Annotated in this window: 9 protein-coding genes and 1 tRNA gene; 7 read left to right on the top strand and 3 right to left on the bottom strand. The window is 60.4% G+C overall.

All coding sequences use genetic code 11. The annotated features are described in order from the left end of the window. Positions 1–2: 2 nt before the first annotated feature. The 3 genes from ACILSL_RS22870 to ACILSL_RS22860 are packed head-to-tail and all read left to right on the top strand — an operon-like array spanning position 3 to position 8,637. A complete protein-coding gene (locus tag ACILSL_RS22870; RefSeq protein WP_395734387.1) occupies positions 3–1,517 on the top strand; it encodes a hypothetical protein in 1,515 nt (504 codons plus the stop codon). Next, positions 1,504–8,316: an LPD38 domain-containing protein gene (locus tag ACILSL_RS22865; RefSeq protein ID WP_395734386.1), complete on the top strand. Its 6,813-nt coding sequence runs from the start codon at positions 1,504–1,506 to the stop codon at positions 8,314–8,316. The genes ACILSL_RS22870 and ACILSL_RS22865 overlap by 14 nt, the downstream gene beginning before the upstream one ends. A gap of 30 nt (positions 8,317–8,346) precedes the next feature. Beyond that, positions 8,347–8,637 (top strand): hypothetical protein, encoded by a 291-nt coding sequence (locus ACILSL_RS22860; protein ID WP_395734385.1) that lies wholly within the window; start codon positions 8,347–8,349, stop codon positions 8,635–8,637. Positions 8,638–8,886: 249 nt separating this feature from the next. On the opposite strand, the gene ACILSL_RS22855 is transcribed toward ACILSL_RS22860, so the two are convergent. Continuing rightward, positions 8,887–8,976 (bottom strand) — tRNA-Ser (locus ACILSL_RS22855). A 119-nt stretch (positions 8,977–9,095) separates the two neighbouring features. Here ACILSL_RS22855 and lpxA point away from each other — a divergent pair. Together lpxA and ACILSL_RS22845 are read left to right on the top strand one after the other, a co-directional pair. Beyond that, positions 9,096–9,887, top strand: coding sequence for an acyl-ACP--UDP-N-acetylglucosamine O-acyltransferase (gene lpxA, locus ACILSL_RS22850; RefSeq protein ID WP_395734384.1), 792 nt, complete (start codon positions 9,096–9,098; stop codon positions 9,885–9,887). A gap of 119 nt (positions 9,888–10,006) precedes the next feature. Next, complete coding sequence (locus tag ACILSL_RS22845; protein WP_395734383.1) at positions 10,007–12,505, top strand: hypothetical protein; 2,499 nt, start codon at positions 10,007–10,009, stop codon at positions 12,503–12,505. A 451-nt stretch (positions 12,506–12,956) separates the two neighbouring features. Here the strand turns inward: ACILSL_RS22845 and ACILSL_RS22840 are convergent, their stop codons facing one another. Further along, a complete protein-coding gene (locus tag ACILSL_RS22840) occupies positions 12,957–13,493 on the bottom strand; it encodes a hypothetical protein (protein ID WP_395734382.1) in 537 nt (178 codons plus the stop codon). Between the two features lie 77 nt (positions 13,494–13,570). Next, positions 13,571–14,965 carry a sigma-54-dependent transcriptional regulator gene (locus ACILSL_RS22835; protein WP_395734381.1) on the bottom strand — a complete coding sequence of 465 codons (1,395 nt, stop codon included), beginning with the start codon at positions 14,963–14,965 and terminating at the stop codon, positions 13,571–13,573. 173 nt (positions 14,966–15,138) lie between these two features. Between ACILSL_RS22835 and ACILSL_RS22830 the strand changes: the two genes are divergently transcribed. Together ACILSL_RS22830 and ACILSL_RS22825 are read left to right on the top strand one after the other, a co-directional pair. Further along, complete coding sequence (locus tag ACILSL_RS22830; protein ID WP_395734380.1) at positions 15,139–15,858, top strand: class I SAM-dependent methyltransferase; 720 nt, start codon at positions 15,139–15,141, stop codon at positions 15,856–15,858. After that, on the top strand, positions 15,855–16,388 hold the full coding sequence (locus tag ACILSL_RS22825; protein ID WP_395734379.1) for a hypothetical protein: 534 nt from the start codon (positions 15,855–15,857) through the stop codon (positions 16,386–16,388). Before ACILSL_RS22830 ends, ACILSL_RS22825 begins: the two co-directional genes overlap by 4 nt. Positions 16,389–16,906: the final 518 nt, after the last annotated feature.

Here is a 16,906-nt window from a genome sequence, read left to right as displayed (position 1 = left end):
CCATGGCCAATCCATCACCCTACAACCGGAATCAAGGCATCGGCGCCCCGCCCTCTGCGGTGAACCTGATGCAGCCCCATGACACGCGGCCCACGTCGATGATGCTGGGGCAGTCATGGCCGGGCAACAGCCAGCCCACAGCGGCCCCGTGGCAGAACATGCCGCCGATGCCAGCGCGCAGCCCGATGGCGGCGACGTCAGCAACTGGAAACCACAGCTACGGCGGGGGGCTGGCCGGCAGAGCACCCGTGCAGAAGGGCAGCAGCAACTATGATCTGGACCGCATCGCCCGTCGCATGTGGAGGCAGAATCACAACCCGCAGATGCTGCAAAGCCAGCAGTGGTTCAACCGCACCTATCCGCAGGCGAACAGTGGTGCAGCGGTGAACGGCGCACCTGCCGCCATCCTGCCGCCCGTGCCTGCCGCACCTTCCGGGCATTGGGTGCCGGGCCGTTCAACCGGATCTCAAGTGTGGCTGCGGGACGCCCCAGTGATGCCACAAGCAGATGCAGGCATGCCATCCATGCCCCCACCTCAAGCCCCTCAAGCGCCGCCATCGAGCGCGACAAGCCAGGCCGCACCGCCTCAGTTTGGTTTCCCGGTGCCGATGCTCCCATGGGACGGACAGGGACCTCTGCCGCCCTCCACGCTTGGCGGTGGCAGCGGCGTGCCACCACCCCCGCCCGTGCAACGCTTTGACGTGCCCGGCCCGGACGGCAAGCCGCTGGCATGGCAGGGCTTTGGCCCAGATGGCAAACCCATGACCTCGATGCACGGCACCTATCCGCAGCCGGAAACCGCCAAGCCCAAAGATGTGCCGAAGATCTACGATGAAGGAGGTACTGAAACGGTGGACCCCAGCACGGGAAAGAAGAGCACGAGCCCGCTTCGTCATTACTATTTTGAAAACGATCCGAAGACCGGAACGCCAAGGAAGCTCTACGTGCCGGACCATGCCAGCGATGGAACTGGCGACACGGGATACAACCCCTTTGCCACGCCCGCGACCAAGCAATCACCGCCACAGGCAAGCACGCAGACCGGCAAGATGCCGAGTGCAAGCTACGCCAACGACATGTCACCCGAGCAGCAGCTGGCAGCGGCGAGAGAGCACTATTTGCAGACCAATGATGATTCGAAAATTCGGCAGTACTTCGAGAGCAATCCAAGCCAGGCATCGCAACTGCTGAAACAGGAGCAGGATCTATGGCAGCAGATCGGCGAGAACAACCAGGCGGATGGAGAGACGCTATGGCAGCGAGCCTTAGATCATAAGACACGGGACAAAGCTCTGAGTCATTCCTTTCTCTCCACGCCTGCGACGCAAGGGGCGCTGGCGCAAATTTGGGACTGGCAGTTTCCAGAGCAGGCAAAAAGACTCAGCGCTCCCGCGCAGCTCAACACGCAGGCGAGCGAGCAACTGATGGCCAAGGCCAACGAGCTGAACTTGAAGTATCAGCAAGAGGCAGCACGGCAGAAAAAACAACGTGAACAACTGACCCATGCCAACAAATAAGGCACCGGAATTTCTAAGGTATGGCCCGTCTGATATTGTGAAGATGGGGCAGGAGCAAAACCTGCCGCCCGAACAAATCGCGCAAGGGGTGATCAGGCACCGCGACAATCTGGAGACCTGGGGCCGGGAGCATGGCGGCGACCAGTATTTCAACGGCGTGCTCAAGCTTGACAACGACACGATGGATGTACTCAATCAACTACGCCCCGCCGTACAGCGCCAGGTGATCGAGCAGCAGATGCCCGACCCGGTGGAACAGCAGAAGCTGGCGGCCCTGCTGGAGAAGCATGACTATGACCCCAGCAAGCTGCCGGAAACCTACCAGCACGTGGTGCAACAGGCCATCAAGGCAGGCAGTGCCGTGCAGCTGCGTGATGAACGCTATTACGGCGGGAAGGTGACAGCGGGGGGGAGGGATCTCGCCCACTTCCGCATGCGCAAAGCCAGCGACGGAATGATGGACGTGGGGCTGACCATTCCAGATCCGAACGACCCGATGAAGGAAAGCCGGGCACTGGTGCGGGTTCCACATGCGACACCGGAGGATGTGCAGGCGGAAATCGAGCGGCGGTTGAATGATCCCTACCGACAAAGAATGCTGGCGAACAGCAAGCTGGAGTCTCCTGAGATCGTCCACCTGGCCATTGCTGGCAGGGAGGCGCTCAAACCGCTGGATCAAGCGATCGAAAACTTAAAGCGAGGCGGACCGGAGGCGCTGATGAATGAGCGCGTGCGGGAAGAACTGCAAAAGCCGCAGTATCGCGACACGATTGGTTCCTACGCGGGCGGGACTGAATTTTACAAAGGGCTCGAAACGGCGGGAATCACCAGTGCTGCGCTGCTGGCGCGTGCCGGACAGCTGGTGGGTGCCCCCGGTGCCGACAAGACCATGCGCGATCTGGGGGAGATCCAAAGCACGCAGGACTTGCGGCTGGGCGGATCGACACGGCGCGACCTGGAAGGCGGACTGTGGAACAACTCAGTGACGGGTGCGCAGCAGAGTCTTGGACAGATGGCTCCGTTTCTTGCCGGAGGCATCGCCTCGCGTGCCGTGCTGGGTGCCGTGCCGGGTGATGCGGCCGCCGCTGAACTGGCCGCGCAGCAAGCCGGACGGCTGGGCGCAGCCGGTGCAGGGATGAGTGCGAGCGCCACGGGCGGAGCCGAACTGGAAACGCAGCAGAAGATTGACGACGCTGTGGCACGTGGCGACACTGCAACCGCAGAGCGGCTGCGTGCAGGCCGTGATCTGCATGCTCTGCTGACCGGCATCACTGAAGGTGCGGTTGAAAGGCTGGGTGCGGCACAGGCGAAGAACATCTTCCGTGGCGGTGTTGGGCATGCCACCATGGAGATCGGCAAGGAAGGGCTCGAAGAGGTTCTGACTGGCGGCATTCAACGCGCTGCGGTTGATCCTGTGGCGCTTGGCGAGCATCCCGATGTCCTCGCACCCATGCCCCAGGAGCTGGTGTCAGGCATGATGGCAGCGGTGCCCATTGCCGGAGGCGGAGCTATTGCCAACTGGAACCAAGCCCATGACACCCCGACGAATCCGAATGCGCCGAATCCGCCAACAGCTCAGCCTGCCGCGCCTGGTAGTGCTCCCACTTTCAATCCCTTCGAGGGTCCGATCAATGCGCCGCCACAACCGAACGAAGCAGGGGGAACGGTAACACCGCCCGGCCCGCAGCCGGTGCCGGCCTTTCAGGATGATCCGTATGGGACGGTGGCAAGACAACCTGCCGGTGGCAACGTGCTGCTGGACTACGGCATCCAGCGCACGCCGGAGGCGCAGGCGCGTTTTGACCAGCAGCAGCAGGAATACGCGGACAACCGGGCACGGGCGCAGGGAGCGGCCAATCAGAGCGGGCAGCGCATGCCCGTCATTCCCGACAACCCGCTGGGCTATCGTGACATTCTCGATTTCGTCAATGAGAACCCGCTGCACATCCCGCGACAGGGCAGCGAGGCGCGCAACCAGGGCGAATACGACTGGACGCAAAGTTATGAAATGCCGCGCTACTACCGGCGCTTTCTTGCCAGCAGCGAAGGAGGGCACAATGCCGACGCGCTTGCACAGATGGCCTTTGATGAGGGCTACATCGCGCAGCCGTCACCGGACGCGCTCATCGAACAGATCGACAAGACGATTCGCGAACGCACGCAGCACCGCGTGGAGTTCCGCCGCCAGCAGCAGAACCAGAAGGATGAAGAACGCCGCTTTAAAAACTTTGATCAGGCGCAGAGCAGCTTGTCGCCCGTCGAAAGCCAGCGCGTGTCACTCGACAGCGTGCTGCCCGGTGATGAGTTCACCTTGAAAGGCGAGAACGTGCGTGTCACACACGTCGAACACGACGAGGACGGCACTGCCACGCTGGTACAGATCGAAGACGGGAAAAAGTTTGGCGTGCTGAATCTGGACCCGCAGACCCGCTCCGCTATTCTGGTGGACGAGTTCAAACCGCGCGAGCGGGCGCAACAGAAAGCCGGTAGCGCAGAGGCAGACCCCTTCCTGCCACGCAGGCGGAATTTCACCAGCGGGCAGCAAGCCAATCTGCAAGCAGCGGCCGCTTCCAGTGTCACGCGCGCGCCTTTCGGATCAAGCGCCGCCGCGCAAACCTCCCTGCTGCAGGCGGCTTATGCCGCTGCGGTCAAAGGCAGCAGTTCCATGATGGTGACCATCAGGCAGGTCTATCAGGCCGCGCTGAGGTATCACCCCGACCTCAAGGTTGAAGATTTTCTGGATGCGGTGCAGAGCGCCGATCATCGCAACGAGGTGCTGCTGGAAGTCTGGGACAATCCAAGGCAGCTGGAAGCCGCAGGGCCGTTTGTGCTGAAGAACGCCAGCGGCATTCCCAGCCCCAACATGGCGGTGGTCATGCCGATTGAGATGGATGACAGCGAGATGGCGCTGCCATCCTCCAAGCGCAGCCGCACGCCAAATGCGCTGGTGCAAAAGATGCTCGACTGGGCAAATGCCACCTATCCGCTACGGCGTCAACTTGCCGCCGAAATCGAAAGCATCAACCCAGCCCCCACGGGCAACGCCAGTCTGGACAGCTGGCAACACGAGCTGGTGCATTACTTTGCCGACCGCGCGGAAAATGGACACCTGCAACCGTGGCACCTGGACGTGCGGCAGGCAGTGCCCATCTATGCGTCCGATTATCCGGCCCATGCCGAAGCCTACCAAGCAGCAGCTGGACGGATCGTGGAAGCCGTGCGACAAATTAGCCACGGCAGACTGGAAGAAGTTCAAGCACCCGACCATGGAAACACCAGCGATCTACCACACGAGCAGGGGGGCGCACCCGCCCAAGAAGGAGAAGTTCGTTCTCAAGCCCAAGCGCGTACGCTACCGGGTGAATCTGGTAACACAGGTGAAGAAATAAACGAGCCGGACACGCTGGCGATGGCCAGGCCGAGCGTCAACGGCCCGCTGCCTTCGATGTATTCAGGGGCACGGCCCCCAGGCACCTCTCCCCCAGGTGCCGCGCCACAGCTGGCCCAAGGGGGCGGCCAACGAGTCTGGAGCGGCAAGGTGCGGACATTGACGGGCATTCGCCAATTCCTGCTGCGGGCGGTGGGACTGCCTGCCGTGGGCGTGGGACGTTTCCGCAATGCGCTGGGAATCTACCGAGGCAAGCCTGAGAGCATCCGGCTGCAAGCGATCAATGACATTCCGGTCCTCGCGCATGAGATCGGCCACGCGCTGCACTATCGCACTCTAAATGACCAGCCGGGCAAACCCGCGCCTGACTGGGGTGGTCATTTTGATGGCGAGCTGATGCCGCTGGGCCGCGCCACGAGCCTGCCGAGCTACACCCAAAACATGGTGAGAAAAGAGGGTGTCGCGGAATTCATTCGGCAATGGCTGACGATGCCTGAACACGCGCGGGCGGCAGCGCCCCAGTTCAGCGCGTTTTTTGAAAGCGAAGTGCAACGGCGCAACCCAAAGTTGGCCGATGCTCTGCGCGAGGCGCAGGATATGATTGCCGATTACGTGGCGATGCCGGCATTCGAGAAGGCCAAGGCGCAAATTGTGATTGATCCGGCCAGCGCACAGCAGCAGCGGACCTGGGGTGAATTCTTTCGTGATGTCTATGCAAAAAACGTGAACACGCTTCAGCCCGCGCTCGATGTGATCAAGCAGGCGGCGGAGATCGACCCGCGACTGGCCGCGCTGGCGGCTGAGGTGGAGATGTGGATGGAGAACCATCGCGGCGGCTGGGCTGGCAAGGCCGGACAAGACATCTTTGGCCAGCAGACCGACCTGCATGGCAATGTGGTGGGACCGGGATTGCAAACAATCCTGAGCGTTCTACGACCCGGAGATGTGACCAGCTTCACCACCTACATTGCACTGGTGCGGGCGCTTGAGATCGAAAGCCAGGGCAAACGCAGCGGCTTTGAAAACGCGCGCCTGCCCGCTGCCGAAATGCAGGAGCTGCGACGGCGCTTTGAACCCACGCGCATCAAGCTGCAAGCGTGGATGCGCAACGAACGCAATCTGCTGGTGCAGGCCGGTTTGCTGGATGTGGCCAGTGCCGTGGCCATGGATGTGGCGAACGCGGATTACGTTCCGTTTTACCGCGTTTATGAAGCCCTCAACAATGTGAGCTTCGGACCGGAGCAGTCAAAGAACGCGGGCGGCTACGTGGATCTGCGCAGCGGCATTCACTCTCTGAAGGGCAGTGACCGGGCCATCATCGACCCGCTGCAATCAGCGATGAAGAACGCGTTTATGTTCCGCAAGCTGGCGGAGCAGAACCTTATCGCGGTGAAATTCTTCGACCTCGTGAGACAGGTGCAGGGACACGGGGAGTGGGGCGAGACGATCATGCCCAAGATCAAGCCGCAGGTGATTTTACATGATCAAATCGTGGAACATCTCAAGCAGGCCGGAGTGATCCAGGACGAAAGCGATCTGCCCGCCGATGCCGACCTCACCCTGCGAATGTATCAGGCCATCACCAAGCCGGACACCAAGAACGGAGAGGTGATCATTTTCAAAAACGGCAAGCGTGAACACTGGCAAATCAAGGATGCGCTGCTGATGCAAGCGCTCAAGAATGCCGATGCCGACGCGGTGAAACTGGGCAATCTGCCCGGCTGGTTTGTTCGCATTCTCTCCACACCCGCGCGCGTGCTGCGGTGGGGTGCAACAGGCGGACCATGGTTTGCCATTCCCAATTTCACCCGCGACCAGGTGCAGGGCGGTGTGTTCACCACCAGCGGCGGTGGCAAGATCGGCCGCAGCTTTGTGCCGTTCTGGGATGCCTTCAAAGGGGGGCTCGAAATCATGCGGCAAGGCGGACAGTATGAACGCTGGAAGCAGGCGGGCGGCGAGTTTGCCGCCCAAGTGACAGGCACCCAGGCCTTCACACGAATGCTGGAGGACGCCCTGCCCAAAGATCCCATTGCACGCAGGATGGTGCAGGGCATGGCCGATCCGAAAGCCTGGCGCACCGGCCTGCGCAATGCGCTCGATCTGGTGGGAGCTGCCGGCAGATTCACCGAACAAGCAACCCGCGTGGGGGAGTTCATGCGCGCCAAGGAAAGCGGAGCGACCGACATGCAGGCCGCCAACTTCAGCAAGACGCTTTCACTGAACTTTGCCCGTGCCGGTGAGATCATGCGCGTCGTGAACCAGTTCATCCCATTTGCCAACGCCAATGTGCAGGGGCTGGATCAGTTCTTTCGCATGCACCTCGACCCGAAAACACGTGGCACTGTGGTGATGAAGGGACTGTTGTACATCACCCTGCCGTCGCTGCTATGCTGGGCGCTGGGGAAGGATGACGAGGAGATCCAGAACCTTAACGACTACCGCAAGAACCTGTTTTGGAACATCAACCTGGGGCCGCTGTTCAAGGCCATGGGAATGGATGGCAGCTACATGCCTTGGGGTGACAACATTCTGTCCATCCCGAAGCCGTTTCTTTTGGGCGCGGTTTATGGCACCAGTGTCGAGCGTGGTCTGGACTATGCCACAGACCGAGATCCTAACGGCGCGCGCAAGGCCGCAGAGAACATTCTGCAAAACACCATCGACCCGCTTGAAATGACTCTGAGCATTGCAGGGCTCCGGCCAATCATCGAGTCGAAAACCAACTATCAGCTCTGGACAGGCCTGCCCATCGTGCCGCAGAGCTACACCTGGCTGCCGAAGGAACAGCAGTACAACAACATGACCAGCGAGACGGCCAAAGCGGTGGGCCGGTGGACGGGCCAGAGCCCAATGGTGATCGACCACCTGCTGCGTGGATATTTTGCAACCTCCGCACAGTTCGGCACGAGCGCCATCGACTACGGCATGGCCAAGCTGGGCATGTCAGACGTCCCACCTCCACCCCGGCAGAGCATCACTGAAACCCCGCTGGGCAAACTCGTCGGGCTCAATCGTTTCACCGGCAGCCCGTATGCGGCCAGCGCCTTTGTCTCACGGTTTTACGAGGCCACACACGAGATGGAAGGCAAGCTGGCGGTGTTCAACAAGCAGACCGCGCAAATGACCAGCGAGCAGCAGCGCCAATGGTGGCAGGCCAACGGTGCCGAACTTGGCTGGTATGGCCGCATCACCGACGCCAAGACCGGGCGCACTGGCGCAGGTGAGATCCGCGCGGCACAGCGCACGCTCTCCGAGATCAACGCAGCGATGAAAGACACCCAAGCCAGCAGGGTCCTGCGCCCCGACGTGAAGCGCGCACGCCTGATCGAGCTCTCTCACCAAAGGAACAAACTGGCCGAACACGCCTACCGGAATCTGTTCCCGCCGCCCGTCGTGAAGCGCCACTGGTGACCGGCTTGACAGTCATGCTAGCCTTTGGGCATGCACTCATCACGCAACCTATCCTCCGTGCTGGCAATGCTGGCCTTGCCCGGATGTCTGATGCCCGCTTATGAACTGTCCCGGTGGCTCGGAATCCCCCCCGGTTATTTGATGTTCATCGCTTTCGTCGCCTGGATACTGCTCAACCATTTTCAAGGCGAAGCCGAGAGAGAGGAAAAGGAGGAGCAAGGCCGGCAACGCTGGGGCGACCGCCAGAAGATCGAAGAAAAATGGAAGGAAACCCTGCACTATGAAACCCACCCCGAAACGGTGCCACCTTGGAAACGCTAAGTGTCACCAGCAGTGTCACTATTTGGACTTTATGTTATTTAATGCATTGGATGCCAGCGATTTAAATTCCGCTAATAGTTAGCCTTAAAATCTGCTGGGAGGTAACTCCCTTGCCGGTTCGAGTCCGGCCAGCGGCACTCTGCCTCCTTGGCGGAGTGGTCGGGTATTCGTGGCCGGAAGGATTAGGCGCCCCGTCCTTCGCTCTTCGAGCTGCGGAGGGCATTGATTACCTTCTTGGGGTCGGCAAAATGGCGGAGAGGGTGGGATTCGAACCCACGGTGGGGATAAACCCACGCCAGTTTTCAAGACTGGAGCCATAAACCACTCGACCACCTCTCCTGGTGCTGCGTTGCGGAACGCGGACAGTAGGCAATGCAGGGCAATCTGCCAAGAGGAAGTTTGCATGAGCTGCAAGTCAGGATTGATCCCTGACGAGGGGGCATCCATGGTCATTGCGCATGATCCACAAGACCGCACTGATTGATTCGAGCGCCCAAATCGACCCCGCTGCCGAGATCGGCCCCTATGTGGTGATCGAAGGACCCAGTGTGGTGGCTGCCGGCTGCCGGATCGAGGCTCATGCCCAACTGGTGGGGCATGTGATCGTGGGGGAGGGAACGCGGATCGGACGTGGTGCGGTGATCGGCGGGGAGCCCCAGGATCTGGGCTTTGATCCCGCCATCCAAAGCAGCGTGATTTTGGGCAAAAAGAATGTGATTCGTGAGCACGTGACGATCCACCGCGGCAGCAAGCCGGGAACGGCCACACGGATCGGCGATGGCAATTACCTCATGGTGGGCAGCCACCTGGCGCATGATGTGGTGCTGGGGGACCGGAACATTCTGGCAAATGCGGTCCTGCTGGGCGGGCATATTCACGTGGGCAACAACACCTTCATCGGCGGAGGGGCGGTGTTTCACCAGTTCCTGCGCATTGGGGACTTTTGTGTGATCCAGGGGAACGGCAGCTTCAGCAAGGACATTCCTCATTACTGCGCAGCCCAGCGCATCAACCGCATCACCGGGCTGAATGTGATCGGTTTGCGGCGGCAGGGGTTTACCGCAGAGGAGCGCGGAGCAATCAAGGACCTGTTTCAGCAGCTTTTTTGCGGGGGATTGAACCTGACGCAGGCGGTGGAGCAGGCGGTGATCCAAGAGTGGCCTGACAAAGCGCGGCGGCTGCTGGAATTTGTCCAAGCGCCGAGCAAAAAAGGGGTGTGCCCAGTGCGTCCGGGGCGAGAGGATGACTGAGGTGAAAAAAGTCCGGCTTTTTCTTGTCACCGTGATCCCGGTAGCCTATTTAGGTCGCTCTCATTGCCTGTTTGTTTAGGGCGATGTCCTCTCGTGTTATGATTTTTTCAAAATTTTGCGTGACGGTTCTCGTTTGCGCCTTGGCCATGGCCGGGGCGGCGAACGGGCAATCCCTTCTCGACAGTCTCACGAGCGATCTGAACATTCGGGGGCTAACCACTACGATGGATCCTGAAACGGGTGTCGCGACGGTGACTGGGGACGTTCATATTCAATATGGTGACGTCGAAATGCGCTGCGGCAGTGCGCAATACAATCAATCCACGGGCGAAGTCGTTGCCAAGGACGGGGTGACGATTTGGCGGGATGGAATGCTTTATCACGGGGATTCGATCACCTACAACTCCATCACGGGTGAGATGTCAGGCCGCAATGTGATCACGGGCATTGGTGCAGGTAATCAGCAGAGCATTGCTGGCACAGGGATCACTGCCGGTGGTGGTCCCACGGGCGGCGGTTTCAGAAGGACATCGGGCATGTTTTTCTTCAAGGCGGAGGATTTCCACTCGGGGAGCAAGCTTGAAAACCGGATCGATGCCAAGGGGGTGACATTCACATCGCATGATGTACAGGACCCGAACTACCATCTTGGGATCAAGGAATTGACGGTTTATCCAGATGACAAGGCCATCCTCAAGGATGTGAAAATGTATGCTGGAAAAACACCGTTTCTCTGGCTGCCTCAGCTCACCAAATCACTGGATGAAGACAGCAGCATACGCATCGGCCCCGGCTATCAAAGCCGCTGGGGTGCTTTCCTTCTGACCCAGATGGCGGTTGTGCATGGCGACCATACCTTCGCGAAATACAAATTCGACCTGCGCAGCAAGCGTGGTGTGGGTGCCGGCGTGGACTTCTTTTCGATACGGAACAGTGCCAACCGGCAGAATTTTGGCACCCTGAAGTTGTATGGGGTCCGTGACACCGACCCTACAACGAACGCCACCAGTGCCATCCGTTATCCGGTGCCTCAGAACAGGTATCGGGTCAATTTTCAGCACCGCATCTACCTTCCCGGCCCGGATGTGAGCACTTGGTATCTTGATTTCGACATCAACAAGATCAGCGACATCCACTTTTACGAAGATTTCTTCTTCAACGATTACCGCACCAATCGCGAGCCTGACAACCAGATCTCGCTCATCCACACGAATGAGGCTTACGTCGCCACCCTGATGGCGAAGTTCAAGCTGAACAATTTCTATCGGACGACCACACGTCTGCCTGAGCTTTCCATTGATTTCACCCGCCGGCCTCTGTGGAATTCCGGGGTGTTTCACCAAGGCACGATCACCGCTGGCATCATCGGTGAAATGGTTGGAGTGCAGGAGAGAGCGGAGTTGATCCGTCTGCAGGCTCTCGGGGTTGGTGGACTGGCGAGCGTGATGGGAGATCCACTTGGGACTGCTCCCGAATCCTTCCTCGGCCTCGTGGGTGCCCCACAAACTTCCACACTCACACCCGCCGAGATCACCCAGGGGTTGGGCGCTATTTCCAGCAGGCTTGCGCAACCTGGATATGCCCGGTTTCACACGTATCATGAGCTGCTTTACCCGAAGACCTACATGGGTTGGCTGAATGTGACGCCCAGGATCGGTGCCGGCGTGACTAGCTATAATGGCATTGTGGGCAGTACCACCGGCCTGAAAAATTACGCACGGGGTATCTTCAGCGCTGGGCTGGACGTCTCCTTCAAACTTTCCAAAAACTGGAGCGATGCACAGGTTCCTTCCTTGGGAATCAATGGAATACGTCATGTGTTCCAGCCCTATCTGAACTATTCCTATTTGGATGCGAGTCAGAATGCCGGGGTTCCTGCCATTGACCGGCTTTCCACCACCACCCGGCCGCGTTCTATTGATGTTCCGCTGTTTACGGCAGTGGACAGTCTGCGCTCATGGAATGTGGCGCGTGTCGGATTCCGCAATCTTTTCCAAACGAAGCGCGACTACATCTCGAGCAACGGGTACGGCAGCTTCTGGGAGACGCCCGATGGCGGCGACAGCCAGACCTACAATTGGGCTGGGATGAACACGTACGTGAACGTATTTGGCCAGGACCCGGAATATGGCCGCAGCCTGTCCAATGTGTACAATGAGCTTTTCTGGTCGCCGGTGCCCTGGGCTACACTGAAGTCAGATCTGCAACTGCCCATCACCAGTGGTGTCGGTGCCTTTACTGAGGCCAACAACAGCGTTAGCTGGATGTTGAGCAAAAACACGTCCATCGAGCTGGGGCATCAGTACATTTACGACCATCCCTTCTTCCGGAACAGCAGCCTGGTTTACACACGCTTTTATGCGCGGTTGAACGAAAACTACGGCTTCAACACCTACCACATCTACGAAGCGACCAACGGCATTCTGCAGTTCCAGAGCTACAGCTTTTCAAAGGACCTGAGCAGCTGGATTGCCTCTTTTGGGTTGATGTCGCGCAACAATGGCAATGGCATCTCTGATTTCGGCCTCCTGTTTTCCTTCACGCTGAAGGACTTCCCCAAGTTCAATTTCGATCTGGACATGGACCCCAATCCTGGTGGTCGCGGGGGCAAGCAGTAGCTGCTGTCGGCGGTTTGAGATTTGAGTCTGGTCAACATCCGGATTTCAAAGAGATCTGTCAGCAGAGTGCTGAAGAGCCGGAGGCTGCCCTTTCATTCGAACGAGGGGGGGGCTATGCCAGGCTGACTTAATATAGCGGTTCGCCAAACTCATTTCCGTTTAGCAGGCTGTTTCTTGATCGATGATCATGGGCTTCCTTCTTCGCTCTCCTGCGTCGAGCTACGCAGGACACGTCGACGGCGGCTGGCTGAGGACAGCCAGCCCTACCAGCGCCGAGCATGCGAGCGTCCAGCGCGAGGTAGGGCGGCTTGTCCTCAAGCCGCCGCCGAGCGTTTCCACGCTCGCTTTCCGGAAATCAGTTTTGGAAAACGCTATATCCAGGCCCGTGCGGGTGATTGCATGAGCGCGTGGCGGATGTGCGGCGTTTGAGCTTGGTCGCGGTGGCTTTGCGCTACTTTTGATTCAGGCTGAGTTTCAGCAGGGAGGTGAAGGGCGGAAGATTGGGACCGAAGGCTTTGTGGAGGTCGGCCATGGTGAAGCCTTTGGCATCGGACTCCCCGATATTGGGAAAGTTCCGGTCTGCGGGATCGGGCTTAAACACGACGAAGCCCATGCCATACTTTTTGATGCACCTCAGCTTCATGCGACGACGCGCCCTTTCGGACATGACGGCTTTGTCGATGGAACAAATCCAATCAAATTGAGCAGCTGTCCAGAAGGGTTTGCCTTTGAGTTCGACGAGCCCCGGCTCTCCATGGGTGGCGGGTTTGGTGTACGACTTCAGGACTTTGGCGTCCACCTGGTTTTCCAGCTGGATCGCGCGCTGGTACTTGCCCTCCAGAGTCCGCGTGTTCAGATCCTTGAATGCCATCGCGTTTTTCCAGGAGGTGCAGGAATTGAGCGTGAGCAGCATGGCGAGCAGCAGCGCGGTTGTGACGAGGCTGGTCATGCGGTTGGACCAGCGATGAATGATGCGAGGGGTGTGCATGGGGATTCGAGGTTGTGCTCATGATACTCCCAAGGCCTCCAACATGCGAACTCACTTTTGCAGGCAGGGGCGCTGGCTCATGCCGTGGGCGGGGCGGTCTGCTTCGGCAGCTTGGTGAGCCGGTAGCGCTGAATTTTGTACTGCAGGGCGCGGCGGCTGATGCCGAGGGCCTGCGCGGCCTCCTCGCGGTTGGAGGTGACTTTGAGCAGCGTCTGGCGGATCAGTTCGGCCTCCACCTGGGCGAGCGTCATGCCCGGCTGGATGGCGATGGTCTGCGGCTCGCGCCGGCCCTGGTGCATGGCGGGTGGCAGATCATCCATACCGATGGCGGCGTGCGGCACGGTGACGACGAGGCGCTCCACCAGATTGCGCAGCTGGCGGACGTTGCCGGGCCAGCGCAGGGTCTGAAAAAGGCTGAGCACCTCAGCTTTGAATTTCTTGGGCCGCCGGCGGTGCTTGGTGCAGAAGTGGTCGGTGAAGGATTTCACCAGCGGGGCGATGTCCTCCGCACGTTCGCGCAGCGGGGGCATCGTGACGGAGACGATGTTGAGGCGATAGAAAAGGTCTTCGCGAAAGGTGCCGCCGGTGACGGCCTCGGCTTCGAGATCTCTGTTGGTGGCGGCGATGATGCGGGCATTGGCGCGCTCGAGTTTCTGACTGCCCACCGGGCGGTAGGTGCCGTCTTCGAGCACGCGGAGGAGATCCCCCTGGCCCTTGCGGGAGAGATCGCCGATCTCATCGAGAAACAACGTGCCGCCCTGCGCGAGTTGGAAGCGGCCTTTGCGGTCGCTGACAGCGCCGGTGAAGGCGCCGCGCACATGGCCGAAGAGCTCCGCCTCGATCAGGTTCTCCGGCAGCGCGGCGCAGTTCACCGCGATGAAGGGCTGGGCTTTGCGGCGGCTTTTTTCATGAATGGCACGGGCCACGACCTCCTTGCCGGTGCCGCTTTCGCCGCCGATGAGCACGGTGACATCCGTGGGGGCGATCTGCTGGATGAGGCGGCTGATGCCCTTCATGGCGGCGCTGCTACCGGCGAAGATGTCGGGGTCGGAGCGGCGGCGCAGGCGCTGCTTGATCTGCTGGTCTTCGGCCACCAGCGACTGATGGTCCAGGGCCTTGCGGACGGACTCGGCGAGCTGCGCGGCGTTGACGGGCTTGGAGAGGTAGTCAAACGCGCCTTTGCGCATGGCCTCCACGGCGGTGTGGATGGTGCCTTTGTCGCTGAGGAAAATGAACTGCGTGTCCGGCGTGATGCCGCGCACTTTTTCCATGAGCGCGACGGCGTCGATGCGCTGCGCGTCGAAGGATTTGACGACCACATTGAAGAGCTCTCCGGCGGCCAGATTCAGCGCATCGGTCTCATGCGAGGCGACGGAGACCCGGTAGCCGACTTTGGCCAGCACGTCCCGGATGACGCGGGCGGAGGCGGCATCACGATCAAGGACCAGGATGTGGATGTTGGCGGGTTCCATGGGGAGGGGGAACAACGTTGCACTGAGTGGCGGGTGCAAGTGCAAAAATTGCACGCCAGGGCGGACGGTGGAAAGCAACCCCAAACTGGCATGAGGCTGGAGGCCTTGAAGTACAAGGGCTGGAGCGTCTGCCGGAGCACCTGGCCCGTGAAATGCAATCTCTGGAGGCTGTCATGCTCACATCCTCCTCCCAACGCAACACCTCCTCCTCCCGCACCACGTCTGACAGCGAGCTTCTGCATGCCAAGAAGGACGAGGACTTTGACCTGATCTTTCCAGAGGCCGTCGGCAAACTGTCCGCGTGCCACTGGAGCCCGGTGAATGTGTGCCGCACGGCGGCGCAGCTTCTGGTCGTGCAGCCCGGCACGCGGGTGCTGGACATCGGCTGCGGTCCGGCGAAATTCTGCGTCATCGGCGCCACGACGACGCAGGGCCACTTCACCGGCGTGGAGCAGCGGGGCAAGCTGGCGCGCATTGCACAAGATGTGGTGAAAAAGCATCATGTGCCACGGGTGGAGATCGTGCATGGCAACATCCAGGACGTGAACTTCCGCGACTTTGAGGCCTTCTATATCTTCAATCCGTTTGAGGAGAACATCATGCCCGCGCTGCGGATCGACTATGAGGTGGAGCTGGAGCCGAGGCTTTACACGGAGTACTCCGCGCATGTGCAGCAGCAGCTCCTGCGGATGCCCATGGCGACACGGGTGGTGACGTATTGCGGGGACGGCCTGGAGATCCCCGACTGCTACGCCTGCGTGAAAACGGCCTTCACCGACAAGCTGAAGCTCTGGGTGAAGAAGCACCCCTCTCCGGCCTACACGCATGCCGCCGCTCTTTCTGCGGATGATCACCGCATTACGGGCGGAGGGGAGGACTACGCCTTCGCATGAATTCCACCCTGGCGTGGCTGGAGGTCTTCCGCCGTCCTGCCGCCGAGACCTCCCCCACCTATGCCCTCTTTTTTGACCACCCCACCGACCCCGACCAACCTATGAAAACCACCGCCACTCTCATCGAAGATCTCTCCCAGCTCAGCGAGCTGGACGCCGCCAGACGCCGCCTGGAGCCCGGCAGCGCGCGCGGCAAAGAGCTGAAGCTGGAGGCCGAAAGCGTGCGCGAGCGCCTGCCCACGGCGATCCTGCACCACTACGATCTGCGGATTTCCAAAGGCAAGCGCGGTGCGGCCCGCATGCGGAACAACACCTGCGGCGGCTGCCATCTCTCGCTGCCCAGCGGCCAGCTTTCCGATCTGCGCCGTGAGGATGCCTCCCTGCAGGTCTGCGGCTACTGCAGCATCTTCATCCTGCCGGAGATCCCGCAGCCCGAGGCCGCCGCCCCCGCGCCTGAGGTGGAAGAACCCGTGGCCGTGAAGAAGCCGCGCAAGAGCAAGGCGAAGGCCCCGGCTGCGGAGGAGGCATGAGCATGAGCCGCAGGCATCCCGCCGGAAGTGCCGGTGGGAAATGCCAGCGCATGGTATCTACGCATGGCAGGCCTTCCGTACTGGGAGCGCCGATATTTTATCGGCTCTGGGTACGGCTCCGCCGCACAGGCAGGCGGCGTGTGGCCCGTGAGCTTGTTTCCATGGCGATGGCGCAAGGACGTTCGCCCGGAGCCGATGTGGACATCGGCGCTCCCAGTACAGAATGGCACTCCGCGCCGAGGCGGCAGCTCTGTGCTGGGAGCGCCGATATTTTATCGGCTCTGGGGACGGCTCCGCCGCACGGGCAGGCTACGTGTGACCCGTGAGCTTCTTTCCGTCGCGATGGTGCAAGGACGCTCGCCCGGAGCCGATGTGGACATCAGTAGTGTTCGGCAGGGATCATGCCTTGGAGCGGGAGAAGAGGCTGGCCGTTGAGTTTTTGGGCATCGCCGTGCTGAGCCGTCGCTTCTCAGGCCAGCGGCAGGGGGGGGGCGGTTCTCCATGGGGCTGACTTTGCA

Source organism: Prosthecobacter sp. (assembly GCF_044222345.1).
Classification (GTDB): Bacteria; Verrucomicrobiota; Verrucomicrobiia; order Verrucomicrobiales; family Verrucomicrobiaceae; genus Prosthecobacter.
The sequence above is the reverse complement of the archived record's forward strand: the minus strand, read 5'-3'. Positions and strand labels throughout refer to the sequence as shown.